Annotated in this window: 23 protein-coding genes and 2 tRNA genes; 8 read left to right on the forward strand and 17 right to left on the reverse strand. The window is 73.6% G+C overall.

Annotated features, from left to right (window positions below):
- Positions 1–202: 202 nt before the first annotated feature.
- A complete protein-coding gene (locus tag ACF07S_RS04395; RefSeq protein WP_391962333.1) occupies positions 203–1,303 on the forward strand; it encodes an LLM class flavin-dependent oxidoreductase in 1,101 nt (366 codons plus the stop codon).
- Here ACF07S_RS04395 and ACF07S_RS04400 read toward each other — a convergent pair.
- Positions 1,279–3,135 carry a putative bifunctional diguanylate cyclase/phosphodiesterase gene (locus ACF07S_RS04400; RefSeq protein WP_391973600.1) on the reverse strand — a complete coding sequence of 619 codons (1,857 nt, stop codon included), beginning with the start codon at positions 3,133–3,135 and terminating at the stop codon, positions 1,279–1,281. The genes ACF07S_RS04395 and ACF07S_RS04400 overlap by 25 nt on opposite strands.
- 443 nt (positions 3,136–3,578) lie before the next feature.
- Between ACF07S_RS04400 and ACF07S_RS04405 the strand changes: the two genes are divergently transcribed.
- On the forward strand, positions 3,579–4,796 hold the full coding sequence (locus tag ACF07S_RS04405) for a M6 family metalloprotease domain-containing protein (protein ID WP_391962332.1): 1,218 nt from the start codon (positions 3,579–3,581) through the stop codon (positions 4,794–4,796).
- Between the two features lie 72 nt (positions 4,797–4,868).
- Here ACF07S_RS04405 and ACF07S_RS04410 read toward each other — a convergent pair.
- From ACF07S_RS04410 to ACF07S_RS04440, 7 genes are all read right to left on the reverse strand, one after another.
- Positions 4,869–4,942 (reverse strand) — tRNA-Lys (locus ACF07S_RS04410).
- Complete coding sequence (locus ACF07S_RS04415; RefSeq protein ID WP_391962331.1) at positions 4,933–5,559, reverse strand: bifunctional DNA primase/polymerase; 627 nt, start codon at positions 5,557–5,559, stop codon at positions 4,933–4,935. Before ACF07S_RS04415 ends, ACF07S_RS04410 begins: the two co-directional genes overlap by 10 nt.
- Before the next feature lie 130 nt (positions 5,560–5,689).
- Positions 5,690–6,055, reverse strand: a complete 366-nt coding sequence (locus ACF07S_RS04420; protein ID WP_391962330.1) for a hypothetical protein — start codon at positions 6,053–6,055, stop codon at positions 5,690–5,692.
- A 105-nt stretch (positions 6,056–6,160) separates the two neighbouring features.
- Positions 6,161–7,510, reverse strand: a complete 1,350-nt coding sequence (locus ACF07S_RS04425) for an AAA family ATPase (protein WP_391962329.1) — start codon at positions 7,508–7,510, stop codon at positions 6,161–6,163.
- Entirely contained in the window at positions 7,507–9,117 is a 1,611-nt protein-coding gene (locus ACF07S_RS04430) for a hypothetical protein (protein WP_391973404.1), read from the reverse strand. The genes ACF07S_RS04425 and ACF07S_RS04430 overlap by 4 nt, the downstream gene beginning before the upstream one ends.
- Positions 9,108–10,295 carry a hypothetical protein gene (locus ACF07S_RS04435; RefSeq protein WP_391973405.1) on the reverse strand — a complete coding sequence of 396 codons (1,188 nt, stop codon included), beginning with the start codon at positions 10,293–10,295 and terminating at the stop codon, positions 9,108–9,110. Before ACF07S_RS04435 ends, ACF07S_RS04430 begins: the two co-directional genes overlap by 10 nt.
- On the reverse strand, positions 10,246–11,217 hold the full coding sequence (locus ACF07S_RS04440; protein ID WP_391962326.1) for a phosphatase PAP2 family protein: 972 nt from the start codon (positions 11,215–11,217) through the stop codon (positions 10,246–10,248). Before ACF07S_RS04440 ends, ACF07S_RS04435 begins: the two co-directional genes overlap by 50 nt.
- 186 nt (positions 11,218–11,403) lie before the next feature.
- Between ACF07S_RS04440 and ACF07S_RS04445 the strand changes: the two genes are divergently transcribed.
- Positions 11,404–12,000: a histidine phosphatase family protein gene (locus ACF07S_RS04445; RefSeq protein WP_391962325.1), complete on the forward strand. Its 597-nt coding sequence runs from the start codon at positions 11,404–11,406 to the stop codon at positions 11,998–12,000.
- Between the two features lie 13 nt (positions 12,001–12,013).
- Here ACF07S_RS04445 and ACF07S_RS04450 read toward each other — a convergent pair whose 3' ends face one another.
- Positions 12,014–13,462 carry a hypothetical protein gene (locus ACF07S_RS04450; protein ID WP_391962324.1) on the reverse strand — a complete coding sequence of 483 codons (1,449 nt, stop codon included), beginning with the start codon at positions 13,460–13,462 and terminating at the stop codon, positions 12,014–12,016.
- A 286-nt stretch (positions 13,463–13,748) separates the two neighbouring features.
- On the opposite strand from ACF07S_RS04450, the gene ACF07S_RS04455 reads away from it, so the two are divergent.
- Positions 13,749–14,135, forward strand: a complete 387-nt coding sequence (locus tag ACF07S_RS04455) for a hypothetical protein (RefSeq protein ID WP_391962323.1) — start codon at positions 13,749–13,751, stop codon at positions 14,133–14,135.
- A 220-nt stretch (positions 14,136–14,355) separates the two neighbouring features.
- On the forward strand, positions 14,356–15,225 hold the full coding sequence (locus tag ACF07S_RS04460) for a spermidine synthase (RefSeq protein ID WP_391962322.1): 870 nt from the start codon (positions 14,356–14,358) through the stop codon (positions 15,223–15,225).
- 20 nt (positions 15,226–15,245) lie between these two features.
- On the opposite strand, the gene ACF07S_RS04465 is transcribed toward ACF07S_RS04460, so the two are convergent.
- On the reverse strand, positions 15,246–15,809 hold the full coding sequence (locus tag ACF07S_RS04465) for a hypothetical protein (protein ID WP_391962321.1): 564 nt from the start codon (positions 15,807–15,809) through the stop codon (positions 15,246–15,248).
- 110 nt (positions 15,810–15,919) lie between these two features.
- Here ACF07S_RS04465 and ACF07S_RS04470 point away from each other — a divergent pair, with 110 nt between their 5' ends.
- Positions 15,920–16,636 carry a response regulator transcription factor gene (locus ACF07S_RS04470; RefSeq protein WP_391973406.1) on the forward strand — a complete coding sequence of 239 codons (717 nt, stop codon included), beginning with the start codon at positions 15,920–15,922 and terminating at the stop codon, positions 16,634–16,636.
- A complete protein-coding gene (locus ACF07S_RS04475; protein ID WP_391973407.1) occupies positions 16,633–18,042 on the forward strand; it encodes a sensor histidine kinase in 1,410 nt (469 codons plus the stop codon). The genes ACF07S_RS04470 and ACF07S_RS04475 overlap by 4 nt, the downstream gene beginning before the upstream one ends.
- Positions 18,043–18,323: 281 nt before the next feature.
- Here the strand turns inward: ACF07S_RS04475 and ACF07S_RS04480 are convergent, their stop codons facing one another.
- The 4 genes from ACF07S_RS04480 to ACF07S_RS04495 form a co-directional block, all read right to left on the reverse strand.
- The gene (locus ACF07S_RS04480) at positions 18,324–19,763 is read right to left on the reverse strand and encodes a GH1 family beta-glucosidase (protein ID WP_391962318.1); all 1,440 of its coding nucleotides are present in this window, start codon (positions 19,761–19,763) and stop codon (positions 18,324–18,326) included.
- 120 nt (positions 19,764–19,883) lie between these two features.
- The gene (locus ACF07S_RS04485) at positions 19,884–20,789 is read right to left on the reverse strand and encodes a carbohydrate ABC transporter permease (RefSeq protein ID WP_391962317.1); all 906 of its coding nucleotides are present in this window, start codon (positions 20,787–20,789) and stop codon (positions 19,884–19,886) included.
- Positions 20,790–20,801: 12 nt separating this feature from the next.
- Complete coding sequence (locus ACF07S_RS04490; protein WP_391962483.1) at positions 20,802–21,812, reverse strand: carbohydrate ABC transporter permease; 1,011 nt, start codon at positions 21,810–21,812, stop codon at positions 20,802–20,804.
- 5 nt (positions 21,813–21,817) lie between these two features.
- Positions 21,818–23,173, reverse strand: a complete 1,356-nt coding sequence (locus ACF07S_RS04495; protein WP_391973408.1) for an extracellular solute-binding protein — start codon at positions 23,171–23,173, stop codon at positions 21,818–21,820.
- Positions 23,174–23,516: 343 nt separating this feature from the next.
- Between ACF07S_RS04495 and ACF07S_RS04500 the strand changes: the two genes are divergently transcribed.
- Positions 23,517–24,572, forward strand: a complete 1,056-nt coding sequence (locus ACF07S_RS04500; RefSeq protein ID WP_391962315.1) for a LacI family DNA-binding transcriptional regulator — start codon at positions 23,517–23,519, stop codon at positions 24,570–24,572.
- A 100-nt stretch (positions 24,573–24,672) separates the two neighbouring features.
- Here the strand turns inward: ACF07S_RS04500 and ACF07S_RS04505 are convergent.
- The 3 genes from ACF07S_RS04505 to ACF07S_RS04515 form a co-directional block, all read right to left on the reverse strand.
- Positions 24,673–24,747, reverse strand: a tRNA-His gene (locus ACF07S_RS04505).
- A 118-nt stretch (positions 24,748–24,865) separates the two neighbouring features.
- Positions 24,866–25,468 carry an oligoribonuclease gene (gene orn / locus ACF07S_RS04510; RefSeq protein WP_391962314.1) on the reverse strand — a complete coding sequence of 201 codons (603 nt, stop codon included), beginning with the start codon at positions 25,466–25,468 and terminating at the stop codon, positions 24,866–24,868.
- Between the two features lie 91 nt (positions 25,469–25,559).
- Entirely contained in the window at positions 25,560–26,789 is a 1,230-nt protein-coding gene (locus ACF07S_RS04515; protein WP_391962313.1) for a helix-turn-helix domain-containing protein, read from the reverse strand.
- Between the last annotated feature and the right edge of the window lie 181 nt (positions 26,790–26,970).

Consider the following 26,970-nt stretch of genomic DNA (forward strand, 5'->3'; position numbering starts at 1 on the left):
CCAGGCGGACACGGGACCGGCCGGGTCCGTCCGGGGAGCGGCCGGCGCGGTGCGGCCGCCGCGGAGCGGGGCTTGGTTCGGGGAACGTCCCGAGCCGCGTGGCCGCCGGGGAGCAAGGCGGAGTACGGGCCGGGGAATAAGCGGGGACCCTCTCCTGTTACGTGCCGCAGCGATCGTCACACCCCACAGGAGGCACCACACCATGGCCGCAGACGCCGCAGAGGAGATCCGGGGCACCGCCCACGGCACCGCACCGGTCCCGCTCTCCGTGCTGGACCTGGTGACCGTCGGCGCGGGCCGGACCGCGAGCGACGCCCTGCGCACCAGCGTGGACCTCTCCCGCCTCGCGGAAGCCCGCGGTTTCCACCGCTACTGGGTCGCCGAGCACCACTCCATGCCGGGCGTGGCCTCCTCCTCCCCGGCGGTGATCCTGGCCCACCTCGCCGCCCACACCGAGCGCATCCGCCTCGGCTCCGGCGGGGTGATGCTCCCCAACCACGCGCCGCTGGTCATCGCCGAGCAGTTCGGCACCCTGGAGGCCATGGCCCCGGGCCGGATCGACCTCGGCCTCGGCCGCGCCCCCGGCACCGACGGAGCCACCGCGGCGGCCCTGCGCCGCACCGACGGGCTGACCGAGGGCGCCGACGACTTCCCCCAGCAGCTCGCCGAACTCACCCGCTTCCTGGACGACGACTTCCCCGACGGTCACCCCTACCGCCGCATCCACGCCGTGCCCGGACCGGTACAGGCCACCTCGCCCGGCGGCGTGCAGTCACCGCACCGCCCGCCCCTCTGGCTGCTCGGCTCCTCCGGCTTCAGCGCCCGGCTGGCCGGCGTGCTCGGCCTGCCCTTCGCCTTCGCCCACCACTTCTCGGCCCGGAACACGATCCCCGCGCTGGACCTCTACCGCGAGACCTTCCGGCCGAGCGGGGTCCTGGACGCGCCCTACGCCCTGATCGGTGTCTCGGCGCTCGCGGCCGAGGACGAGAAGGAGGCCCGCCGGCAGGTGCTGGCCGCCGCGCTGAGCATGATCCGGCTGCGCACCGGCCGCCCCGGCCTGGTGCCCACACCCGAGGAGGCGGAGGCGCACCCCTTCTCGCCGATGGAGCGGGAGTTCGTCGACTCCTGGAACGCCGACGTCATCCACGGCACCCCGGACGAGGTCCGCGCCGGCCTGGACGACCTGCACAAGCGCACCGGCGCCGACGAGCTGATGCTCACCGCCAACGCGCACGGCGGTGACGTACGCCTGCGCTCCTACGAACTCATCGCCGACGCCTACGGGTTGCCGACGCCCGCCTGAAGGCCGGGGGTGCCCAGCAGTTCGGAGATGCGGTCCGGCGGCACCGGGCGGGAGTACAGCCATCCCTGACCGGTGTCGCAGCCGATCCGGCGCAGCCGGGTGGCCTGCGCCGAGGTCTCCACGCACTCTGCGGTGACCGTGAGGCCGAGCCGGTGGGCGAGCTGCACCATGGCCTCGACGATGACCTCGTCCGCCGGGTTCGCGGAGGCGGCGGAGTGCTCCTCGTACTGGAAGCCCCGCACGAAGGAGCCGTCCAGCTTCAGCACCGACACCGGAAGCCGGCTGAGGTAGGCCAGGTTCGAGTAGCCGGTGCCGAAGTCGTCGATGGCGATGCGCACGCCCATGTCGCTGAGCGCCTTCAGGGCCTCCAGCGGCCGCCCGGAGGAGCCCATCACCGCCGACTCGGTCAGCTCCAGCTGGAGCAGACGCGGCGGCAGACCGGTCTCCGCGAGGGTTTCGGCGACGTCCGCCACCAGGTCGGAGTCCCACACCTGACGGACCGCCACGTTCACGCTGACGAAGATCGGCGGCTCGTGCGGGTGCGCCACCTGCCAGTCGCGGGCCTGCCGGCAGGCGGTGCGCAGCACCCAGAGGCCGAGCGGCACGATCGAGCCGTCCTCCTCCGCGAGCGGGATGAACCGATTCGGCGTCAGGGTGCCGAAGCGGGGATGGTGCCAGCGGACCAGGGCCTCCACGCCGTGCACCCGGTCGTCGTCCATGCCCACCAGCGGCTGGTACTCCAGCGCGAACTCGCCCCGGTCGATGGCCGGGCGGAGCGTGGAGGCCAGGGCCTGGCGGGTCACCCGGTGGGCGTTGCGCTCCGGGTCGAACAGCGTCCAGCGGGCCTTGCCGTCGGCCTTCGCCCAGTACAGCGTGGTGTCGGCGGCCTGCATCAGGGCGGTGGGCGTGGTCCCGGCGGCGTGCCGCTCGACCACCCCGATCGACGCGGAGACCGACAGCCGCCGGCCGGAGAGGTCGAAGGGGGCCTGGACCGCGTCGAGCAGCGACTCGGCGAGGTCGGCGAGCTGTTCGGTGCCGGTGGAGTCCTCGACCAGCAGGGCGAACTCGTCCCCGCCGAGCCGGGCGACCAGCGGGGCGCCGGCCCTGGTCAGGCCGGACTCCTCGGCGCAGCGCGTCAGCCGCTCGGCGACGGCGGCCAGCAACTGGTCGCCGATCCGGTGGCCGAGGGTGTCGTTGACCGCCTTGAACCCGTCCAGGTCGAGGTAGCACAGCCCGATCCGGCCGGTGCCGCCCTCCTCGTACGACTCCGCCTCCAGCGCCGCCGCCAGCCGCTCGAGGAACAGCGTGCGGTTGGGCAGCCGGGTCACCGGGTCGTGCATCCTCAAGTGCCGCAGCCGCGCCTGGAGTTCGCGGCGGTCGCCGATGTCGGCGACCGACAGCAGCACGCCCTCGTCCTCGCCGGGCAGCGGGGAGACCGTCACCCGCACCCACAGCGTGTGCCCCTCCGGATGCTTCAGCCGGCGGGTGCAGCGCAGCCCGTCCCCCCGTCCGCGCAGCGTCTCCCGGTAGGCGTGCCAGGTGCGGGCGTCGCGGGAGAGGTCCACCAGGTCGGCGGCGACGGCCCCGCGCAGGGTGTCCGGGTCGCGGCCCAGCAGGGCGGCGAGGGCGGGGTTGGCACCGGTCACCGTGCCGTCGCGGCCGACCACGGCCATCGCGAACGGCGCGGCCGTGAAGACGGAGCGGTACGCCTGGGACGGCGGGGGCGCGAGGGACGGTGGAGGCGGTGACTCGGTACCCGGAGACGTGGTGATCTCACTCTCCGTGACGACCCGTCGGTTGAGTTCCGCCGCGGGTGCCGGCCCTTCGGACATTCCGCTCACCGCTCGCTCCCGCAGTGCCCTCGATCGCTGTTCGTGCAGGGAAGTCTCAGGAAAGTGTGCCGATCATAGAGGCCCGCGTCAGGGCCTTCCAGCCACTGTCCAGTCTCCAGTACGGGGCCGCATCCCTGCCAGATCGTTTCTGCGCACGGGTGGACGGCTTCTGCGAGCCTCCGACCAGTTGTGACGTTCCGTGAGTGAACGAAGGAACTGCCTCGCCCGGTTCCGCTCGTATTCGCGCCTTTCTCACCCGTCCGGTGCAGCCGAACAGGGCGCGGTATGACAAGTCACCACAATCTGGGTTCGGTGTCCCGTGAACCGTCTCCCGGAGGTCCCCCGTGCCGCGTCAGCTCACCCCGGGTGGACCCGGCCGTGAGGCTCTTCGGGCACGGCTGAGCCGATCGGGTGTACGGCCCCGGCTGCGCAGGACGGCGGCGATGTGCACCACCATGTCGGCGCTCGCGGCGACCTCGATGGTGAGCGTCCCCTCCCTCACCGAACCCTTCTCCGCCGCGCCCTGCGCCCTCACCCGCACCGACGCCCACCACTCCGAGGGCCTGGACACCTGGAACGCCGCCTACCCCCGTCCGGTCCGCCGGCTGGACGCGGTGATGGTGTTCCTGTCCTTCCCCGACGCGCACCCGGCGATCACGCCCGCCGAACTCGCCGCCGACCACTTCCCGGCCACCAGCGGCTTCTTCCGGCGGGCCTCCTACGGCCGCTTCACCCTGAGCCCGCACGCCCTGCGGCAGTGGATCCGCATGCCGCGCCCCTCCACCGCGTACGCCATGCAGCGCGACTGGAGCGTCGCCCACCGCGCGGCCTACCTGCGCGACGCGCTCGCCGTGACCGACCGGCACGTCGACTTCTCCCGCTACGACGTCGTGTACTTCGTCGCCGACCCGGACGCGCCCGGCGTGGACTCCGACGCCACCAAGGTCGTCAACCTGGACACCCCGCTGCGCGCCGACGGCACCGACATCCGCCGGGTCGTCACCGTGTTCGAGAACCATCCCCCGGACCGGCTGGTCCTCGCCCATGAGACCGGACACGTCTTCGACCTGCCCGACCTCTACCACCGTCCCGTGGACGGCAAGGGCGACTGGGACACCCACGTGGGGGACTGGGACCTGATGGGCAGCCAGTTCGCCCTGGCGCCCGACCTCTTCGGCTGGCACAAGTGGAAGCTGGGCTGGCTGGAACCCCGCCAGGTGCGGTGCGTGCAGGACGCGGGGCCGGTGCGGCTGACCCTGGAGCCGCTGGGCGCCGGGCCGGGGACGCCGGTGACGGGCGCCGCCGGGGCGCCGTCCTTCGGGCTGGGGCGGGGCACCAAGCTCGCGGTGGTGCGCACCGGCCCGGACAGCGTGCTGGCCCTCGAGGCCCGCGGACCGGTCGGCAACGACGCGGCGGCCTGCCGGCAGGGGGTGCTGGTCTACCGGGTGAGCAGCGGCACCCGGTCCGGCCGCGGCCCCGTCGAGGTCGTCGACGCCCATCCGCACACCGAGGCCTGCGGGGAGGACTCGGTCTACCCGCCGCTCGCCGACGCCCCGGTCGCCCTCGGCGAGAGTTTCACGGTGCCGGGGGAGTCCGTACGGGTGGAGGTGGAGGGGCGTACGGCGGCGGGGGCCTGGACGGTGCGGATCACCACGCGGTGACCGCCGGGGCACGGGAGCCGGACGGCACGCGAAGAAGGCCCCCGGCTTTCACCGGGGGCCTTCTGCGTGTCGTGCGCCGCCAGGGACTCGAACCCCGGACCCGCTGATTAAGAGTCAGCTGCTCTAACCAACTGAGCTAGCGGCGCCTGCTGACGTCGTAGACATTAGCACCACGATCGGCGGGAGGAAAAATCGATATCCGCACGGCTTCGCGGGCCGCCCGCACGGCCGCCCAGAGCAGGACCTCGGGGCCCGGCAGCCAGGGGTGACGGGTGTCCGGGGCGGCGAGCCAGCGAGCGGCGGGGGCGCCGGGCGGGTGGGCGGCGGCGCGCGCGCCCGGCCCGGCGGGCGCGGGTACGGTCACCGCGTCACCGGTGCCGTGGCACAGCAGCGGCGGGACGCCGCCCGTCCGGCCGCTCCGCCCGGCGGTCCGGCCCTGCGCGGCCCACTCCTCCCACTCCATCAGGGCCGGGAGCCGCTGTGCCGTGCCCGGCGCGGCGAAGAGCAGCGTCCGGCCGCGGAACTCCGCCACCGGGCCCGAGCCGGGCCCCTCCTCCCACATCCGGTCCAGCATCCGGCGCCCGAAGACCGCGGGCGCGCTCACCACGTCGAAGACCGTGCCGCAGGGCAGGACGACCGGGGCGTCCGGGCGCTCCCCCCAGTGCGCGAGCGTGCTGCGCGGATACGTCCCGGCCGAGGCGAGCCAGGCGGCGCCGTCCGGGGTGACACCGCTGACGTCGGAGGCGTTCGGTGTGCTGCTCATGACGGACAGGTCTACCCGGCGTGAGGGAACGGTTCCGCAGAGTTGCGCGAACCGCTGACGCGGGACCGGGGAAGGGGGTATTGTGCCCGCCCGGCATATGCCGCGCCCCTGGGGGCGGGGGCCGGCCGGTTCACACCGGGTCGACGTGCCCCGGGCTCTCGCCGCCCCGCATCAGGTCCCGGCCGAACTCGACCATCTTCTTCGCGTAGTCCTCGGTCCACTCGGCGCGCTCGGCGATGTCCGCCGTCGTCAGCCGGTCGAAGCGCCGGGGATCGGCCAGCTGGGCCGCGGCCATCGCCTGGAACTCCACCGCCCGGTCCGCCGCGGCACGGAACGCGAGCGTCAGCTCCGTCGCCCGCTCCAGCAGCGCGCGGGGATCCTCGATCGACTCCAGGTCGAAGAAGTGCTCGGGATCCGACGCCGCCTCCGCGGGCTCGAACAGCAGGGGCGCGGGGCGTAGCCGCGGCTGGTCCTGGCGCGGCGTGTGCTCCGCCATGGCTTCTCCTTCACGTACGTCACGACCGGCCCGCAGGAAAGCGGGCCACCGTCCATTGTCCCGCGCCCCCGCAAGAGGGCCTCGCCCCGCCGCGTCCCGGGCCCGTCAGGGGCGCCACCGCACCCGGTGTTCCGCGAGGTGGGCGAGGACGGCGTGGTTGGCCTCCCAGCCGTCCGGGAACTTCACCAGCGTGCCGAGCCGGACGGGTTCCGTGGACGGGTAGTCGTCCAGCAGGTCGCCCACTCCGGCGCGGCAGACCACGACGCACGCGTGCCGGTGCCGGGAGGCCAGGACGCACAGGCGGCCCGTCTCCAGGTGGAAGGCGGTGGCGTCGGGCCGGCCGGAGAGCGGGTGCAGGACCACCGTGACGTCGTACTCCCGGCCCTGCAGCCGGTTCGCCGTGTCCACCGTCACGCCCGTCGTGCCCAGCTGCGCGAGCGCCGCCCGTACCGCCGCCGCCTGGTCGCGGTGCGCGGTGCCGACGGCGATGCGGCCGGCGGTCAGCGGGGTGGGGCCGGACGAGCGTTCGGAGACCGCCGCGCCGCCCCGGTCCAGCAGGCGGCGTACGACCAGCGCCACCGCGCGTACCGCCTCCGGGTCGGTGCGCGGGGTGTGCCGGGCGGGCAGTTCCAGCAGGCCCCAGCCGGACTCGGCCGCCTCGTCGATCACCCGGTCCGGGCCGGAACCGTCCGAGGGGACGGCGAGGGTGAGCCGCCGGTCGCCGTGGCCGGTGCCGCTGCGGAACGGCGTGTACGGGTAGAAGGCGTCCGACACCAGCGGCGCCGCCGAGGCCGGCAACCGCCACGACACCGGCAGCCGGTGCTGCGGCAGCCCCGGGTTGTGGGCGAGCAGCGTGGTCACCGCGGACGACGACGGGTCGTACGACAGCCCCGCCCACTGCTCGCCGCCCACGATCGAGAACGGGTCCAGCTGCCCCGGATCGCCCACGAACAGCGCCCGCTCGAACAGGTTGGCCACGGCGAGCAGCGCGTCCGAGCGCATCTGGTACGCCTCGTCCACGATCGCGTGCCGCCACGGCTCGACACCCTTGACGTGCGCCCACTTCGCGGCCGTCGAGACGACGACGTCGAGTCCGGCCAGATCGGCGGCCTTCGCCGACGTGCGGACGTTGTCCAGCGCGTCGAGCGCCTTGTCGTACGGGTCGGTGTCGCTGCTGTGCAGCCGGCCCACCGGCAGTCCGGGTTCCTTCTCGGCGAGCCGCAGCACCAGGTCGTCGACCTGCGCGTTGGTCTGCGCGACCACCATCAGCGGGCGCCCGGCCGCGGCCAGTTCCAGCGCCGCGCGCACCACCAGCGTGGACTTGCCGGCGCCGGGCGGGGAGTCGACGACGACGCCGCGCGCGGTGCCGTGCAGGGTGTCGCGCAGGATCGCGTCGGTGGCGCGGGCCGCGGCCGCACCCGGGTCGAACACGGCTGTCCGGACAGGCGCGGTCACAGTACGTCCTCCTCGGTCACCGGGTCGGCGGCCTCCGGCACGGCCTCCTCACCGGGCGGCCCGCCATGGGTCCACGGCGTCTCCTCCGGCTCGGGCAGCTTCGCCCCGCCGCGCGGCTCGTGCTCGAACAGCGTGAAGCACAGGCGGTCGCCCCTCTCCGGCACGGACCCCTCCTCGGGCTCCTTGCCGCGGCCCATCCTGTCCATGATCCGCAGCACGAGCAGGGCACCCCCGTCCCCGTCCGGCCCGTCCTCGCGGCCGGCGAACTCCGCCGTCTGCGGCTTGCCGCCCAGCGAGCGGTACACCCTGGTCCGTTCGCCCAGCTGCGGGCTGTCGTCCGTGCGCACGGTGACCAGCGGGCGGGGACCGGGCCGCTTGCTCTCGCTGTAGGCCATCACCACGTCGACGACCTCGCCCGCGAACGCCTCCCCGGCCAGCCGCCGGCCCGCCATCACCAGCGGGTCGTCCAGGGCCTCCTGCGCCTCCAGGCGGGCCTGCTCCCGCTCGCGCGTGGCGAGCTTGTTCGCCGCGGTGACCGCGTCGTCGCGGCGCGGCTGCGGCGGCTCGCCGGCCAGCACCCGGTCCCGGTGACCGGTGAACGACCAGCGGTCGCGCGTCCACCGCTCCTCGACCCGCGCCCCCCGCGGAAGCTCCCGCAGCAGGTCCAGGCCCCGCCACACCGCGTCCCAGGTGGGCCGGGTACGGCTCTGGACCAGCGCGCGGATCTCCCGCTCGGCGGCGGTCAGCGCGCCGAGGCGGTCGTCGGCCTGAAGGCCGTCCTCGGCGGCGGCGAGCGCGGTGCGGGCCCGGTCGTAGCGCTCGATGGCCGGGGCGAGCAGCTTGTTGTCGAACGCCGGGTCGGTCGCCGGACCCGCGGGCGGGCACACCAACTGGCCGTCGGCGTCCCGCGCGAGCTCCGCCTCCCGCGCCGCGTCGGCGCCGGAGCGTCCCCCGGGCGGGTCGATCCAGGCGAGCAGCGCCCCCAGGTGCTGGTCCTCCAGGGTGGACTGCCCGGTCGCCCAGTGCCGGCCCAGGACGTCGGTCATGGCGAGCAGCAGCGAGGAGCCGGGCACCCGGGCCCGCTCCCCGAAGTGCGTCAGCCACCGGCCCAGCAGCGGCACCCGGGGCGGCGCCGGGAACGGGGCCTCCGGGTCCTGCTCCGCCGTGCGCCGGAAACGCGTGGAGCGCCCGAGCAGCCGTACGAGGTCGATGCCGGCCCGGGACGGCACGATCAGCTGGGGCGCGTCCGCGCACAGCTCCACCTCGACCTTGACCCGCTTGCCGGTCTCCGGGTCGGTCTCGGCGCGCTCGGCGGCCTCCACGACGCCGGCGAACCCGTCGACGTACGGCAGGACCACGTCGGCCAGTTCGGCCAGGAACGCGAACCGCAGCTCCCGGTCGCGCGGCTGCGGGACGGCCAGCAGACGCGGCGCGTCCCGGTCGGTGCCCACCAGCGCGCCGAGCGGGGCGCCCGCCTCACCCGCGGTGGTGAGCGGCACGAACACCAGGGGACGCTCGGACAGGTGCCGGTGCCGGACGGTGGCGGCGGGCTGGGCACGGCCCGTGTCGACGGCCTCGAGGCGGGCGAGGGTGGTGATCAGCGACAAGGGGCCACCTCCCGCGCGGCGGCGGGAACGGGCGCGCCGGTGCCGGCCAGCGCCTCCGCGCGCAGGGCGGCCGCCCTGCGCAGCGCCGCCACCGCGGGGTCGTCCGGGTCACCAGCCTCTCCGCGCGCCGCCGCCAGCACGTCCTCGACCGTGGTCAGAGCGCCCAGTTCCGCGCGGACCGGACGGCCCAGGCGGGTCACCGCACCGGCCGCGCGGGAACGCTCCCGGCAGTGGAAGGCCAGTTCGCACGCGGACAGGCACTCCGGGGCGTAGGCCGCCGGGACGGACTCCACGGCCGCCGCCAGACGTTCGGCGGGCAGCTCGGGGGAGAAGCACGTGTCCTCGGGGAGCGCGTCGGCGATCTCCTCGATACGGGTGAGCCGGTCCAGCTGACGGGCGGTCACCGCGCGCTGCTTGCGCACGTCCACGGCGGACGCGGTGGGCAGGTTGGAGAAGTCCCTGGGGCACACCAGCAGGATCCGGTGCCGCACGCGCGAGGGCGGATCGAGGCGCGCGGCGACCTGCTCCAGCGCCAGCACGTACACCGCCGCCTGCCGCGCCGCCGCGCCGACCTTCGCCGGATCGGCCGCGCCGTCCAGCATCGGGAAGGACTTGATCTCCACGACCGTCCAACTGCCGTCCGGGTGCACCACCACCGCGTCCGGCTCCAGGAAGGCGGGGGAGCCCGCGACGTCGAGCGCGAGCATCGGGTGGTCGAGCAGCGTCCAGGCGCCCGGGGCGTCGGTGGACCGAGTGGCCCGCGCGGCCTCGGTGGCCTCGCGCAGCGCCAGTTCGGTGCGCGCGGTGCGGCCCTCGGGGCCCTGGGCGGTGAGGTCGGGCACGCTCGCGCCGGCGGGCGGTTCGGCCGCGCGGTCCAGCTTCTCGTGGGCCAGGCGCAGCAGCTCCGTACCGCCGTCCGCCTTGACCTTCGCCTCGAACGCGTTGCCCCGCACGAACGCGAACTGGGACTGGCCGAAGACCGACGGCGAGCCCAACGCGCTCGCCAGCGCCGCCTTGTTCACCCCGGCGCCGTCCAGGATCGCGCGCCGTCTGCAGCCCGGGTTGGCGGCGAGGGCGGCCAGGGCGCGCGCGTCCAGCGCCTTGGCCGGCACCTGCGGGCCGCGCAGCTCAGCGAGCCGGTGCCGGAGCGCCTTCTCCCGTGGCCGAGGGGGAGGCACCCGGTTCGGTTCCTGCTCCGTACCGCGACTCGGGGTGCCGCTGCCGTGGAATTCGCTCACCCGCGGAAGTCTGGCATCCGCCACTGACAATCGGTGAACGCGTGTCGGAACCGGCCGCCGCGACCGGTGCGGTGCGAGGCGGGAAGCGGCGCGGGAAACGGGACTTCACCCGGTCCGTGTACCGCATCACGACCGGCGCCAGCAGCAGTCCGGCGCCCATGACGGCCGCGCCCGCGACGGCGTCGAGGAAGTAGTGGTTGGCGGTGCCCATCACCACGATCGTGGTCACCAGCGGGTAGCCGACGGCGGCCGCCCTCGTCCAGGGCGTGCGCCCGTACCGCCACAGGATCACCCCGCACCACAGCGCCCAGCCGACGTGCAGGCTCGGCATCGCCGCGTACTGGTTGGTCATGCCGCTGAGCCCGCGCGGGGCGCTCGCCTCGCCGCCCCACCAGCCGTAGGAGCTGTAGTGGGCCATCGTGTCCACGAAGCCGTGGCCCGCGTCGAGCAGCCGGGGCGGGCAGGTGGGCAGCAGGGTGAAGCCGATCAGGCCGATGAAGGTGGACGTCATCAGCCAGGTGCGGGCGGCGCGGTAGTGCACCGCGCGGGACCGGAACAGCCAGACGAGGACCGCCGGGGTCACCAGGTAGTGCAGCGACGCGTACCAGAAGTCGGCCGGTACGCCCAGCCACGGCTCACGGGTGAACAGCCGGTTCAGCGGGTGCTCGGCGTTGAGGTACAGCGCCTTCTCGATGCGCAGGATCGCCAGCCCGTGGTCCACGGCGTCGGAGACGTCGCCCCGGACGACCAGCCGCCCCGCCGAGTAGCACGCGTACACCAGGAGGATGATCGGCAGTTCGGACCACCAGCGCAGCCGGGTCGCCGGGGCCGTCTCGGTGCCCGGTGTCTCGGTGTGCGGCATCCGGTCGTTCCTCCTTGGTCCTCGCGCGGCGCCCTGTCGGCGGCCAGTCACTCTACGGTGTGCGCGCGCCCCCCGTGAGACGCCCTCGGCCCTGAGAGACGTCGGGATCGACCCGTGGGTTGCCCGTGACCGGGGTGCGCGATGATGAAGGAGTTCCGCCTGCACGTTTCACCCGGAAGGTCTCCCATGGCACCGCGCATCCTGCTGGCCCGGCACGGACAGACACAGTGGTCGCTGGCCGGCAAGCACACCGGCAGGACCGATGTGCCGCTCCTGGCGGAGGGCCGGCGGGGCGCCGAGCTGCTGGGCGGGCGCCTGCACCGGGCACCGTACGACGGGCTGTCCGGTGCCGAGGTGCGCACCAGCCCGCTGTCCCGCGCGCGGGAGACCTGCGAACTCGCCGGTTTCGGCGACCGCGCGCAGACCTGGGACACGCTCATGGAGTGGGACTACGGGGCGTACGAGGGCATGACCCCGGCCGAGATACAGGCCGCCCGTCCCGGCTGGCTGATCTGGCGCGACGGCGTGCCCGGGGGCGAGACCCTGGCCGGGATGACCGCCCGCGCGGACGAGGTGGTGGCCTGGGCCCGCTCCGCCGACCGCGACGTGCTGGTCTTCGCGCACGGGCACATCCTGCGCTCGATCGGCGCCCGCTGGCTGGGCCTGCCCCTCGACTTCGCCGCCCGCATCCGCCTCAACCCGACCTCCCTGTCGGTCCTGGGCTGGGCCTACGGGGAACCGGCGATCGAGTCCTGGAACGACCTGGGCCACCTCACGCCCTGACCGCCGCCGCCGTTCACACCGTGCGGGGGAGGGCGGCGTGACGGTCCAGGAAGGCGGACACGTCCGAGGCGTGGCGGTGGGGGAGCAGGACCCGGCAGGTGCCCGCCAGCATGGTGCGGACCCGGGAGGACTGGACGTCCGAGAGCAGGTCCAGGACCCGCATACCGGCCCGGGCCGCCTCGTCGGGACGTCCGCCGCGGGCCAGGTCGTCCGCCAGCTCCGCCGTGTAGAGGGCGATGTTGCGGGTGAAGTGCGGGTCCTGCAGCTCCGCCGCCCGCCGCGCGTGCCGGGCCGCGCGCGGCCAGTCGCCCAGGGCCGACCAGCACTGCGCCTCCAGGCCCTCCAGCTCCCCCTCCCCGTAGAAGCTCATCCACTCCGGGTCCGCCTCGGCCCGCCCCCGCTCGAAGTAGGCCTGGGCGCGGGCCAGCGCCTGCGCGCAGCCCGTGCGGTCGGCGAGCCCGGCCCAGCCGCCCGCCTCGCGCAGCGCCAGCAGCGACATCAGCCGGGGCGACCCCAGCGGCCGCGCCGCCCGCTGGGCGGCCTGCGCCGCCCGCACCGCCTCCCGGGGCCGGCCCGTGTCCCGCGCCAGGAACGCCGTGTTGCAGAAGGCGTGCGCCTCCAGACCCGTGTCCCCGGTCACCCGCGCGGTCGCCAGCGCCTCCGCGTAGTGCGAGCGCGCGTCGTCGAAGCGGCCCGAGTCGTGCGCCAGCCAGCCCACCGAGATGGCCAGCTCGCCGGCGCCCGAATAGAGGCGGTCCGCCGTCCGCTGCCGGGTCGCTCCGGCGTCCAGCAGCGCGTAGGCGGCACGCAGCGGGTCCGCCGCGCGGCGGTAGAGCCCGTCCGCCCCGTGCCGGTCGTCCAGCAGCCGGATCCGGCGGACGGCCTCCTCCAGGGCGCCCGCCTCGCTCGCCCCCGGACGGCGCACCGCGCGCTGTGCCGCCGAGGCGTCCGGGGCGAACGCGTACGGACCCAGCGAGGCGGTGGCCACCGTGGCGCCCCCGCCGGTCATGAATGCGCGACGCAGCACGTCGCTCTCCTCGTGGTCGTGCGTGTCGTACGTGTCGTACCGGTCCTGCGTCTCATACGGCTCGTACGTCCCGCTGGTCTCACCCGTGGCGTCGGCCGGGTCCCCTGAGCGGGCCGGGGGGATGTCCCCGGCGGCCCGCGCCCGGCGCCCGCGGACCGACGAACGGGGCGCGAAACCCAGGTCGGTCAGCGTGCGGCCGGGGAACATGTGCAGGAACACCCGCTCGTAGGCGTAGTTGGGGCAGCGGATCTCACCGGCCTCCACCCGGTGCACGTACCGTGCGTCACAGCTGACCCGCTCGCCGATCTCGCGGGCGGCCCGCCGGACCGCCGCGGCGAACTCGGCCGGCGAGCGCGCTCCGCGCAGTCGCCGGAAGACGAGGTTCGGCCGCGGGGGCCGGCCGGGCCGGGAGGGGGGAACCGTTGACGACGCCATGGCCGGGTCCTCTCTGCGAACCGTCGAACCATGCCGGAATCGGGTCGGCTTGTCCGGGTGCTGACCTGTTTCCGGCGGGCAAGAACGTACCTGCTGTGACGGGGTCGCCACGCGGAGTTCGGCCACAAACCGGATATCTCGGCCGTGATCTGCCATGAACTGCCATCCTTTGCGGCGCACTTCCGCCGTAGCCGTTGACGGTCCGGCTCGTTGTGCTCGGTGTGCCGGGAGTCCCCCGACTCCCGACCCGCTCGTCAAGGCGGAACTGTGTGTGGTGGAGGCCGGGATGATGACCAGCCGGAGCAACGATCCTTTACCGCTGCCGCGTACGGACTGTGACGTGGTCACGGTTCCGGCCCGGCAGGGCCTGGAGGCGGTCGACATCCTGCGGCGCGGAGCCGGCGACGCGGTGGGGCCGGTCCTGCACGACGACGGTGGTGACACGCTCGGCTTCCTGGTGCCGCCGGGCACGGCCGCCGCCTGGGACCTGCCGGGCAGCGTCTGCACGAGGACCGACGGGCGTGGATGGAGACCGGCCCCCGCGTCGCCGGTGAAGGGCCCGGACTGGCTGGTGCCGCCCGGCGACGCGGACCGGGCGACGGATCCGGCGGTGCTGCGCGAGGCGCTCGGCGAGGCACAGCGGTTGATCGAGGCGGCGGACGCCCGCCGGTGACGGCCCCCGGGCGGGGCCCGCTTTCCGAGGCGGAATCCTCTCCCCGGAGTGGAACCCCCTTCCCGGGGGCGGCCGTCCCGGAGGGTGGACCCGGGGCGTGTGGACCCGGGACGTGTGTGCCCGGGACATGTGGACTTGGGACGTGTGTGCCCGGGACATGTGGACTTGGGACGTGTGGACCCGGCGGGCGGTGCCGGACGCCGCTTGCGACAATGCCCCCATGGGAAGGTCCAGGAACACCGGGCGCGGACAGGCCGCCGTGGAAGTCGTCGTCGAGAGCGTCGACGGCGGACTCGCCCAGCTCGTTCCGGACCGGGACCGGTCGCGCGCCTGGACCCTGCTGATCGACGGGGCCCCGCAGTCGCACGTCGACCTGGACGACCCGGCCCACCTCTCCTTCGAGTACCAGCGCCGGTTCGGCCACGTCGTCGATCTGGCCGCCCCGCCCGGCAGGCCCCTGCACGCCGTGCACCTCGGCGGCGGCGCGTTCACCCTCGCCCGGTACGTGGCGGCCACCCGCCCCCGCTCCACCCAGCAGGTCGTCGAGCGGGACGCGGCGCTGGTGCGACTGGTGCGGCGGGAACTGCCGTTGGACGCCAGGGCCCGGATCAGGGTGCGCTCGGCGGACGCCCGCGAAGGACTCGCCAAGGTGCCGGAGGGCTGGGCCGGCCTCGTGGTCGCCGACGTCTTCAGCGGGGCCCGCACCCCCGCCCACCTGACCTCGACCGAGTTCCTCGACGACGTCCGCAGGGCCCTCGCCCCCGGCGGGGTCTACGCCGCCAACCTCGCCGACGGGCCGCCGCTCGCGCACCTGCGCGGCCAGATCGCCACCGCCGCCGCCCGGTTCGCCGAACTCGCGCTGATCGCCGACCCGGCGGTGCTGCGCGGCAAGCGCTTCGGCAACGCCGTCCTGGTCGCCTCCGACGCGCCGCTGCCGATCGCCGAGCTGACCCGCCGGGCCGCCTCCGATCCGCACCCCGGCCGGGTCCAGCACGGCCGTGATCTCGTCGACTTCACCGGCGGAGCCGCCCCCGTGACGGATCGTGGGGCGGTCGCCTCACCGGCGCCGCCCGCCTCCGTCTTCCGGTGAGAGGGACAGCGGCGGTCCGGTCAGTACGTGCCGGTCTCCACCCGCGGCGGACCGTCGTGCCAGGTGCAGAACACCGACACCCGGTCCGCGCCCGAGGCGAACTCCACCCGGATCCAGGTCTGCGTCTTCCACACCTGCATCGACCAGCCGGCCCCCGGGGTCGCCGACACCAGTGACGCGGAGGTCTCGCCCAGGTCGAACACCGCCCGGCCGCCCTTGGTGTCGTACCCCTCGACCCGGCCGGACGCGGCCGGAGCGGTCGGGGTGGGGGAGGCGGCGGGCGAGGTGGTCCGGGACGGCCCGGGGGCGGGCTCGCGGGACGGATCGTCGGGCTTCGCCGACGGCTCCCGCGTCTCCCGGGCGTCCCCCGAAGGCTTCGCGCCCGACGGCCGCCGTGTCGACGACGACACCGGCCGCGACCGCTCACCGGCCTCGTCGTCCGCGCCGGCCGCGGCGACGGGCAGCGCGCGGGGCGGGTCGTAGGCGGTGCCCGTCATCACCGTGCTGACACCCCACCACGACAGCGTGACCGCCGCGCCCGTGGCGAGCAGCCAGGCGAGTGCATGTACGAGTCCTCTGCGCATCGTCGGCCCATACTGCCCCACCCACCCCGGGAGTGTCGCGCCCGCGGGGGGAACCGGAGTTGTCCACAGGCCCGCACCCGGTCCGCGGGCCATGGCGTACGGTGCGGCGCATGGCAAGTGTTCTCGTGGTCGAGGACGACCCGTTCGTACGCTCGGCGCTGATCCGGCAGTTGACCGATGCCTCGCACACCGTGCGCAGCGTGGGCACGGCCCTCGAAGCGCTGCGCGAGGTCGCCCATTTCCGCTTCGACGTGGTGGTCCTGGACCTCGGACTGCCCGATCTCGACGGCTCCGAGGCCCTGAAGATGCTGCGCGGCATCACCGACGTACCGGTGATCGTCGCCACCGCTCGGGACGACGAGGCGGAGGTCGTCCGGCTGCTCAACGCCGGTGCGGACGACTATCTGACCAAACCCTTCTCGGTGGAGCACCTGTCGGCCCGGATGGCGGCCGTGCTGCGCCGGGCCCGGTCCGGCGGCGGGGCGGCGCCCTCACCCGTGATCCGGGTCGGCGGCCTGACCGTCGACCCGCTGCGCCGGCAGGCCGAACTGGACGGCGTCCGGCTCGACCTGACCCGGCGCGAGTTCGACCTGCTCGCCTTCCTCGCCGGCCGGCCCGGCGTGGTCGTCCCGCGCAAGGAACTGCTCGCCGAGGTGTGGCAGCAGTCCTACGGCGACGACCAGACCATCGACGTCCACCTGTCCTGGCTGCGCCGCAAGCTGGGGGAGACGGCCGCGCGGCCGCGCTACCTGCACACCCTGCGGGGCGTCGGCGTGAAGCTGGAGCCGCCCGCCGGGCACACCCCCGCAGCGGAGCCGCCGCGATGAGGTGGGCCCTGGTGAAGGTGTCGCTGGCGGTGACGGCCATGGTCGTGGTCGCCTTCGCGGTGCCGCTCGGTCTGGTCGTCCGGGAGATGGCCCGCGACCGCGCCTTCTCCAACGCCGAGCGGGTGGCGGCGGCCGTCGCCCCCGCGCTGTCCATCACCACCGACCGCGACCAGCTCGAACGCGTGGTCGCCTCGGCCGGCTCCGACGCCGCGATGGCCGTGCACATCCCGGCGAGCGACGGCGGCGGAGCCCTCGACATAGGGCGGGGGCGGGCCGCCGGCGAGGACATCGCGGCGGTGCGGGGACTCGGGCGCGTCTCCACCTCCACCGTGTCCGGCGGTTCGGCGCTGCTCCAGCCGGTCGCGCTCAGCACCGGGGAGATCGCCGTGGTCGAGGTGTTCGTCCCCGAGTCCGAGGTCACCAACGGCGTCGGCACGGCCTGGGCGGTGCTCGCCGCCGTCGGGGCCGCGCTGGTCCTCGGCTCCGTCGCGGTCGCCGACCGGCTCGGCGTACGGATGGTGCGGCCCGCGCAGCGCCTGGTGGAGGGGGCGCACGAACTGGGGGAGGGCAAGCTGGGGGCCCGGGTGCCGGAGGAGGGCCCGACCGAACTGCGGCTGGCCGCGGTGGCGTTCAACTCCATGGCCGACCAGGTCGTCCAACTGCTCGCCAACGAGCGGGAGCTGGCCGCGGACCTGTCCCACCGGCTGCGCACCCCGCTGACCGTGCTGCGGCTCAACGCCGCCTCCCTCGGCGAGGGTCCGGCCGCCGAGCAGACCCGGACGGCGGTCGAGCAGCTGGAGCGCGAGGTGGACACCATCATCCGCACCGCCCGCGACGCCAAGCCGCAGACGGCTGCCGCCGGTCCCGGCGCCGGGTGCGACGCCGCCGAGGTGGTCCGCGAGCGGATGGCGTTCTGGTCGGCGCTCGCCGAGGACGAGGGCCGCAAGTGGCGGGTGGCCGGCGCCGACCGCCCGGTGCGCGTACCCGTGGCCCGCGCGGATCTGGCCGCCTCCCTCGACGCGCTGCTCGGCAACGTCTTCCGGCACACCGCCGAGGGCACCGCGTTCGCGGTCGACGTGCACAACGGCGACGACGCGGTGATCGTGCTGGTCTCCGACGCGGGCCCCGGCATACCCGACCCGGAGGCGGCGATGGCCCGCGGCCGCGGCTCGGGCAGCGACGGCTCGACCGGGCTCGGCCTGGACATCGTGCGCAGACTCGCGGAATCCACCGGAGGGGACGTGCGGATCGGTTCGTCGGTGCTCGGCGGGACCGAGGTACGGATCTGGATCCAGCTCGACGGACGCGAGCGGGCACCCCGGCGGCGCGGCCACCGGGGGACCGTGCGCCGGCGCGGCCCCGGCCGGCTGGCCGCCTCCTTCAACCGGCCCCGATCCCTTCCTTGAGCACACCCTGAGATCCCCGGCGTCCCGCCCGGACAGGCGCTTTGCCCGGTTCCCGGTCGCCGGTCGCCGGCGTGCTGCCCGGTACCCCCGAACGGCGACGAAGGCAGGCACGTGATGAGTACGCACCGGCGCAGGGTCCCCGGCAGGAACAAGGCGATCGGCACCGTGCCCCGCCCGCACGAGCGGGGCGCGGCACTCCCCCAGGGTGCCGCGCCCCGCCTCCGTGTCCCGTCCCGGTGCTCCGATTCGGTGTCCCGTCCCGGTGTTCCGTCCCGCGGCGGTCAGACCTGCTCGGGGGCCGGAAGGGCACCCGACCGGGCGGCCCGCGCGTACCACAGGGCGCTGGACTTCGGGGTCCGCTGCTGGGTGACGTAGTCGACGTACACCGCGCCGAAGCGCTTGTCGTATCCGTACGCCCACTCGAAGTTGTCCATCAGGGACCACAGGAAGTAGCCGCGCACGTCCGCGCCCTCGGTGATCGCCCGGCGCACCTCGGAGAGGTGCCCGTGCAGGTAGGCGACGCGCTCCGGGTCGTGCACCCTGCCGTCGGCGTCCGGCTTGTCGTCGTAGGCCGCGCCGTTCTCGGTGATGTAGAGCGGCAGCCCGGGCGCCTCACGGGTGTAGCGCATGATCAGCTCGTGCAGCCCCGTCGGGTCGACGGACCAGCCCATCGCGGTCTGCTCGCCCGGCGACTGGTGGAAGGCGACGTCCTCCGCGGCGGGCCACGGCGAGTGCTCGCTCGCCCCGTGGCCGTCCGCCCGCGGGCCCTTCGCGTCCGGGTCCGCCGCGGAGACCAGGGTGGGCGTGTAGTAGTTGAGGCCCAGCGCGTCCAGCGGCTGGTGGATCAGCTCCAGGTCGCCGTCGAGGACGAACGACCAGTCGGTGAGCGACGAGGTCGCCTCCAGCAGCGTCCGCGGGTAGGCGCCGTGCAGCATCGGGCCGTGGAAGATGCCGCTGGACAGGTCGTCGATCTTGCGCGCCGCCGCCCGGTCCGCCGGATCGCCCGGCGACAGCGGCCGCACCGTCCCGGAGTTGAGGCTGATCGCGATCTGGTTGCGGGCCGGCATCACCGAGCGCAGCGCCTTGGTGCCCAGGCCGTGCGCCAGGTTCAGGTGGTGGGCGGCCTTCAGCGAGGCCGCCGGGTCGGTACGGCCGGGCGCGTGCACCCCGGAGGCGTAGCCCAGGAAGGCGCTGCACCACGGCTCGTTGAGGGTGATCCACTGCTCCACCCGGTCGCCGAGCGCCTCGCCGACGATCCCCGCGTACTCCGCGAAGCGGTACGCGGTGTCGCGCTCCGGCCAGCCGCCCGCGTCCTCCAGCTCCTGCGGCAGGTCCCAGTGGTAGAGGGTGACGGCCGGCTTGATGTCGTGCGCCAGCAGCTCGTCGACCAGCCGGCGGTAGAAGTCCAGACCGCGCTGCACGGCGGGCCCGCGGCCGGTGGGCTGCACCCGCGACCAGGAGATGGAGAAGCGGTAGGCGCTCAGGCCCAGCTCCGCCATCAGCGCCACGTCCTCGCGGTAGCGGTGGTAGTGGTCGACGGCGACGTCGCCGGTCTCGCCGCCGGCCGTCTTGCCCGGCGTATGGCTGAAGGTGTCCCAGATGGACGGGGTGCGCCCGTCCTCCCGCACCGCCCCCTCGATCTGGTACGCGGAGGTCGCGGCGCCCCAGAGGAAGGCGGGAGGGAAGGTCACCGGGGACGCGGACGTTGCGGAGTCAGACATGGAAGCGCTCCCATAGCTGGTCGTGGAAGACCGACGAGTACGAAACGGGGTACGGAGAGGGGCGAAGAGGGGCCGGGACGCTGGTGACCCGGCCCCACGGGTACGTCGGACGGACGGGCGTCAGCCCTTGACGGCGCCCTGCATGATGCCGCCCACGATCTGCTTGCCGAAGATCGCGAAGACCAGGAGCAGGGGCAGCGTACCCAGCAGCGCACCCGCCATGATCAGGGACTGGTCCGGGGTGTACCCGCGGCCGAGGCCCGCGACCGCGACCTGCACCGTCGGGTTGCCGGTCTGGGTCAGCACCAGGAACGGCCACAGGAAGTCGTTCCAGGTCTGCACGAACATCAGCATGCCGAGCACGGCCATCGCCGGCCGCGCGGCCGGGAACACCACGTGCCACACCACGCGCCAGCTGCTCGCGCCGTCCACCCGGGCGGCCTCGATGATCTCGTCCGGCAGGGCCTGGATCAGGTACTGCCGCATGAAGAACACGCCGAACGCGCTCACCAGCGACGGGAAGATGACCGCCTGCAACTGGTCCGTCCAGTCCAGCTTCGCGACCATCATGTACAGCGGGATCACACTGAGCTGCGGCGGCACCATCATCGTGCCGATCACCACCAGCATCAGCGCGCCCCGGCCCTTGAAGCGCAGCTTGGCGAAGGCGAACCCGGCGATCGTCGACAGCACGACGATGGTCAGCGCCGAGATGCCCGCCACGATCGTGGTGTTGAGGAAGGCCTCGCCCAGGTTGGCGTCCGTCCAGGCGATCTCCAGGTTCTTGAACAGATTGGATCCGAACCAGAACGGCGGCGGGGTCTGCGCGAGGCGCTGGTTGTCCCGGGACGCGGCGATCGCGGTCCAGACCAGGGGGAACAGCGACACGATCGTGAACACGATCAGGATCGCGTACGCGATCGGACCGCCGTGCAGCGTTCCGCCGGCCCGGGCGGACTTCGGCAGACGCGAGCGCTTCTGCTCCTTGGCGGGCGGTGTCTCGGGGGGTGTCACAGTCGTCGCCACGGCCACAACTCCTTAACTGCTGGCGCGCAGCCGGCGCGAGATGACGTAGTTGATGATGCCGACGACGATCAGGATCAGGAACATCGTCCAGGCGATCGCCGAGGCACGGCCCAGGTGCTGGTTGATCCAGCCCTGCTCGTACAGGTACAGGCCGAGCGTCTGGAACTGGTGTTCCGCGCCGCCGGACGCGCTCTTGTTGGCGTCGAACAGCAGCGGCTCGCCGAAGACCTGGCTGGCGCCGATCGTCGAGACCACGACCGTGAACAGGATCGTCGGGCGCAGCGACGGCAGCGTCACGTTGATGAACTGCTGCCAGCGGCTGGCGCCGTCCAGCGCCGCCGACTCGTACAGGTCCTGCGGGATCGCCTGCATCGCGGCCAGGTAGATCAGCGCGTTGTAGCCGGTCCAGCGCCAGATGATGATCGTCGACACGGCGATCTGCGAGGGCCACTTGTCGTTCTGCCAGTCGACCGGGTCGAAGCCCACGGCGTCCAGCGCCCAGTTGATCATGCCGTAGTCACGCCCGAAGAGCAGCACGAACACCAGGGAGGCGGCGGCGATCGAGGTGGCGTACGGCGCGAGCATCGCGACCCGGTAGAAGGTCGAGGCGCGCAGCTTGTAGTTGAGGATGTGGGCGATGCCCATCGCCATCAGCAGCTGCGGAACGGTGGCGATGATGCCGATGGTCAGGGTGTTCTTCGCCGCGTTCCAGAAGAAGTCGTCGTCGAAGATCCGGGTGTAGTTGCGCAGCCCCACCCAGTTCATGTCGGTCGGGGCGGTCAGCTCCACCTGGTGCAGCGAGGCCCAGCCGGTGTAGATCAGCGGGAACAGGCCGAAGGCGAGGAACAGCAGGAAGAACGGCGCGACGAAGACGTACGGGCTCCAGCGGACGTCCCGCTGCCAGCGGCGCGACAGCTTGCGCCGGCGCCGCTCCTCCGTGTCCACGGGTGCGTCGCCGGGCGGGCGGCCCGGGGCCGCGCCCCCCTTGACGGGGGGCGCGGCGGTGTCGTGGCGGGTGGCCATGCGGGTCACTTGTCCAGGTTGTTGTCGATGGTCTTGGTGGCCGTCTCCCAGGCCTCCTCCGGCGACTTGCCCTTCGTCACCAGGATGACGCCGTTGTCCGCCAGGCCCTGGCCGATGATCTGGTCCTTCGGGCCGATGACCTGGACCGGGATCTGCTTGGCCGCCTCGGCGAAGATCGAGCCGATGGGCGTCTCACCCGTCATGTCGTTCTTGGCGTTCTTCACCTCGGGCAGGGTGTACGTGCTCGGCGAGCTGGGGAAGCTGCCCTGCACGCTGAACAGCTTGGCCTGCTGCGCGGGCGCGGTCAGCCAGGCGACGAGCTTCTTGGCCTCTTCGACGTTCTTGCCGCTCTTGGGCACGGAGAGGAACGAACCGCCCCAGTTGCCGGACTTGGGCGCCACGGCCACGTCCCACTTGCCGGCGGCGTCCGGCTGCGACTTGCCCTTGATGTAGCCGAGCATCCACGGCGGGCAGGAGATCGCGGCGAACTTGTTGTTGGCGATGGTCTGGTCCCAGGCGGGCTGGAACTGCGTCTGGGCGCCGACCAGGCCCTCCTCCGCGGCCTTCGCGGTCAGGTCGAAGGCCCGCTTGACGGCCGGGTTGCTCTTGTAGACGACCTCGCCGGAGGAGTCGTAGAACCGCTCCTCCTCGCTGCCCAGGATCGCGCTGATCAGGCCGCCGGGGGAGTCCATGAAGGTGGTGCCCTTGGGCGCCTTCTCCTTGTACCGCTCACCGACCTCGATCAGCTTGGCCCAGTCGCCGGCCCACAGCTCCGCGACCTCCTCGCGGTCGGTGGGCAGGCCCGCCTTCTCGAACAGGTCCTTGCGGTAGCAGATCGCCATCGGGCCGATGTCGGTGCCCAGGCCGATCGTCTGGCCCTCCTTGGTGGTGGCCTGCTCCCACTTCCAGTCCAGCCAGTCGCTCTTCTTCACACCGGGGGCCTTGGAGAGGTCCTCGAGCTTGGCGGACTGGGTGGCCACGATCTCGGCGATGTTGCCCACCTCGACGGCCTGGACGTCCTGCAGGCCGCTGTTGGTGGTGAGGTGGTTCAGGAGCGCCGGGTAGTAGTTCTCGTTGCGCTCGACGACGTTCTCGGCGATCTTGATGTCCGGGTTGAGCTTCTCGTACTCGGCGTAGAGGCCGGCTTCCTTGAAGCCCATGGTGCCGAACAGGCCCAGGGTGATCGTGGTCTTGCCCTCGCCGGACGAGGAACCGGTTTCGTCGTCTCCGCCGTCGTCGGCGCACCCGGCCAGCAGTCCGGTGCCCAGCGACACCACGGCCGCGATGGCCAGGGCCTTGCGGGCGAGGGGCTTCCTCCCGCCCGACCGCTGCCGGGAGAGGGGGAGGGTACGTGCTCGCATTGAGTCCTCCTGTTGCCCTGACGTACCGACCCCCGACAACGGCATTGTTGGTCCCGTGTGTTGCGCGCTGCGGCTCGGGTGGGGAACGTGCGGGTTGTGTATGTGTCAGGTACCGTGGGAGCGCTCCCACAAGTGATGTGTTGAAGAGTCGTCGGTCCGGGCGGGGGTGTCAAGGGAGCAGACACGGCAAAGTGCGTTCAGTTATCGGGCCGTTAACTGGACGCCCGGCACCCGCCGGCCGGCGGCTCCGGGCCCGCGGACGGCAGCCCCCCGGCGACGGTCTCCACCGCTCACCGGCTGTTAGATTCCAGGCCAGCGTGACATACGAAGGAAGGCGGGGCCCATGGCGAGCCACGGAGTGCGGGGCCGAAGGGGCGGCCGGCCCACCCTCGAGGAGGTGGCGGCGCGCGCCGGCGTGGGCCGTGGCACGGTCTCCCGGGTGATCAACGGCTCGCCCCGGGTGAGCGACGCGACCCGTGCCGCCGTGGAGGCCGCGGTCGCCGAGCTCGGCTACGTCCCGAACACGGCCGCCCGCGCCCTGGCCGCCAACCGCACGGACGCCATCGCCCTGGTGGTCCCCGAGCCGGAGACCCGGTTCTTCGCCGAACCGTACTTCTCGGACATGCTGCGGGGGGTCGGGGCGGCGCTGTCCGACACCGAGATGCAGCTGCTGCTGATCTTCGCGGGCAGTGACCGGGAGCGGCAGCGGCTCGCCCAGTACCTGGCCGCGCACCGCGTGGACGGCGTGCTGCTGGTCTCGGTGCACGCCGACGACCCGCTGCCCGACATGCTGGCCCAGCTGGAGATCCCCGCGGTGATCAGCGGGCCCCGCTCGGCCGCGGAGACGCTCACCTCGGTGGACTCCGACAACTACGGCGGCGCCCGCCAGGCCGTCGAGCACCTGATCGGGCGGGGCCGGCGCACCATAGCCCACATCACCGGCCGCCTCGACGTGTACGGCGCCCAGCGTCGTATCGACGGCTACCGGGACGCCCTGCGCGAGGCGGGCCACGGGACGGACGAGCTGCTGATCGAACCGGGCGACTTCTCCGAGGGCGGCGGCCGGCGGGCGATGGCGGCGCTGCTGGAGCGCCGGCCGGACCTGGACGCGGTCTTCGCCGCCTCGGACGTCACCGCCGCCGGCGCCCGGCACGCGCTGCGGGAGGCGGGCCGGCGCATCCCCGACGACGTGGCGCTGGTCGGGTACGACGACTCCGCGATCGCCCGCCACATGGACCCGCCGCTGACGAGCGTGCGCCAGCCGATCGAGGAGATGGGCCGCGCGATGATCGACCTGCTGCTCGCGGAGGTCGCCGACCGGCGGCCGTCCGCGTCGCGGGAGCTGGAGCGGCGGCGGATGGTGCTGGCGACGGAGCTGGTGGAGCGCACGTCGTCCTGACGCCGGTCGCCTGCCGGGCCCCGCCTGTCGCGCGGGGCGTGGGCGGTTCCCGGAACGAGTTCAGCCGGTGACCTCGATGAGGCCACCGGCTGACTGTGGAGGGTGAGTGACGGGACTCGAACCCGCGGCATCCTGGACCACAACCAGGTGCTCTACCAGCTGAGCTACACCCACCATGACCCTGTCGGTTGAGATCAGAGGATCTCTCCGACCGGCCGAGAAAAAGTGTACAGGGTCCGAAGGGGTGCTCGCGCACGGCTTTTCGCGCCGCCCCCGAGGCAGCCCCGGTCTCCCTACCGGTCCGGCAGGACGTGCTTGGCGGCGATCTTCCTGGCGGTGTCCGAGTCGGGCCCCGGCTGCGGTACGAAGACGGCCTCGCGGTAGTAGCGCAGCTCCGCGATGGACTCGCGGATGTCGGCGAGCGCGCGGTGGTTGCCGTTCTTCTCGGGGCTGTTGAAGTACGCCTTCGGGAACCAGCGCCGGGCCAGTTCCTTGATGCTGGACACGTCCACGATGCGGTAGTGCAGGTGGTTCTCCAGAGCCGGCATGTCCCGCAGCAGGAAGCCGCGGTCGGTGCCGACGGAGTTGCCGCACAGGGGCGCCTTGCCGGGTTCCTTGACGTGCTCGCGTACATACGCGAGGACGCGCCGCTCGGCGTCCTCGAGCGTCGTCCCGTCCGGCAGCTCGTCGAGCAGCCCGGACGCGGTGTGCATCTCCCGCACCACGTCCGGCATCGTCTCCAGGGCCCGCTCCGGCGGGCGGATGACGATGTCCACGCCCTCGCCGAGCACGTTCAGTTCGGAGTCGGTGACGAGGGCGGCCACTTCGATGAGCGCGTCGTCCGACAGCGAGAGGCCGGTCATCTCGCAGTCGATCCACACCATGCGATCGTTCATGTGTCTAACCTTACGGCGCGGGGCGCCGCGCCGACGCGGGGCGACGGGCCGGAGGTCGTGGGCCTCCGGCCCGTCGGGTGCCGGTGTCGCCTCAGGGGGCGCCGCGCTGGCCCGGGACGCCCGGGGCCGAGCCGGCCAGTGAGGGACCCAGGGCGCTCGCCGCGGTGCGGCGGGACTGGTGCGGCAGCGGGCTGTCCGGGTGCAGGGCGGGCGGGAGCGAGTGGCCCGCGTGGCCCGGCTGGCCGGACGGCAGGGCGCCGGACGTGCTCGGGGTGCCCTCCGTGTCCTGACTCCGGTCGGCCTGCGGGCGCCGCGCGCGGTACGCGGCCCGGTAGGCGGCCGGGGACGAACCCAGCTGGCGCCGGAAGTGGCCGCGCAGCGCGACCGGCGAGCGGAACCCGCAGCGGCCGGCGACCTCGTCCACCGAGTAGTCCGACGTCTCCAGCAGGCGCTGTGCCTGGAGCACCCGCTGCGTGATCAGCCACTGCAACGGCGCGCTGCCGGTCAGCGAGCGGAACCGGCGGTCGAACGTACGACGGCTCATGTACGCCCGTGCCGCCAGGGTCTCCACGTCGAACTGCTCGTGGAGGTGCTCCAGCGCCCAGGCGACGACCTCGGCCAGCGGGTCGGCGCCGATCTCCTCCGGTAAAGACCTGTCGAGGTAGCGCTCCTGGCCGCCGGTCCGGCGCGGTGGGACCACCAGCCGCCGGGCCAGCGCGCCCGCCGCCTCGTTGCCGTGGTCCGTGCGCACGATGTGCAGGCACAGGTCTATTCCGGCCGCGGTGCCCGCAGAGGTCAGCACGTCGCCGTCGTCCACGAAGAGTTCCCGCGGGTCCACGTGCACCGAGGGATAGCGCTTCGCGAGCGTCGGCGCGTACATCCAGTGGGTGGTCGCGGGCCGGCCGTCCAGCAGGCCCGCCGCCGCGAGCACGAAGGCTCCGGTGCACAGCCCGACGATGCGGGCGCCCTCCTCATGGGCGCGGCGCAGTGCGTCGAGCGCGTCCTCCGGCGGTGGCGAGGTGATCGAACGCCAGGCCGGCACCACGACGGTGCCCGCCCGGGATATCGCCTCCAGGCCGTGTGGCGCGGTGAGTTCGAGGCCTCCCGTCGTCCGCAGCGGGCCCTCCTCACCGCCGCACACCAGCAGTCGGTAGCGCGGTACGCCGGCGTCCTGGCGGTCAACCCCGAACACCGACAGCGGTATGGAACTCTCGAAGATGGGGCCGCCGCTGAACAGCAGCACCGCGACGATCTCCTTGCGGCGTCGCCCGGAGAGTTTCCGGGCCGCGGTTTCCGGCGCGGCAGTGGAGTCGTGGCTCATACTGCTAAGCCCCCCTCGGTGGTCGCGGCTCCTCGGTTGTGTCGCTCCTGCACGTTTCCCCTCGGTCCTGCACGAGTCCCCCGCCGTACGACAGTTCAAGATCGAATCTACTGTGTCCCGTCGCGCGCCGGTGGCCGGTTCAGCACCCGGCACATTGTCGACTTGGCAACTTGGCGTGAAG

This window comes from Streptomyces sp. NPDC016640 (assembly GCF_043076215.1).
In the GTDB taxonomy this organism is placed as follows: domain Bacteria; phylum Actinomycetota; class Actinomycetes; order Streptomycetales; family Streptomycetaceae; genus Streptomyces.